This is a genomic window from Pseudoalteromonas sp. (assembly GCF_036960685.1).
Classification (GTDB): Bacteria; Pseudomonadota; Gammaproteobacteria; order Enterobacterales; family Alteromonadaceae; genus Pseudoalteromonas.
Map to the genome: position 1 here is coordinate 1 of NZ_JBALXK010000071.1, position 624 is coordinate 624.

Consider the following 624-nt stretch of genomic DNA (forward strand, 5'->3'; position numbering starts at 1 on the left):
GTAATCCAGCTAGAGTTATCACAAAGTCCAGTGAATCTTTCGACTCATTAACCAGCGCGGTAGCTTTCGTTACTGCTAATCCTGCGACTATTGAGCGATTATCCACTGCATCATATCGTAGCGAAGCTGAATGCCTTGCATTATCAATATCTTATCCTGACGGTGGCGGCGCTGATTATGTTGTTGAAGATAATGATGGGAAAGGGATTGATGACGGGGTATGGTCTGCTGGAGCAAAACAGCTAAAGTTAAATACAAGTGCAGACTGTGTTATTGATAGTCAGTTTGGGGTGATTGGTAATAATAGTAACAATGCATCCATAGGATTACAGGCGGCTTTAAATTACTCTGTTTCTGACGGTAAAAACTTAAAAACTAAAATGGGCGGCGGTGTACGAAGGCTTGTTACTGGGCTTGTTCTTAATAAAGGTAACTGGCTGGAAGGCACAGGAACCAGTCACAACACCGGAACACCATCGGATTCTAGAGGTACATTATTAAGACCCTCGATAGGTTCTAATATCACAGTAATATCAACTAGCTTAACCTCTTCAGATCAACCATACACGCTTAAGGATTTTGGCATAAGTGGATCTTCATCTTCAAGGCGGCTGATTTGTTTTG

1 protein-coding gene is annotated in these 624 nt (G+C 42.0%); it reads left to right on the forward strand.

Translation table 11 applies throughout. The annotated features are described in order from the left end of the window. Positions 1-624 (forward strand): hypothetical protein (locus tag V7783_RS21085; RefSeq protein ID WP_335680392.1); only part of this gene is annotated, 624 nt, incomplete at both ends.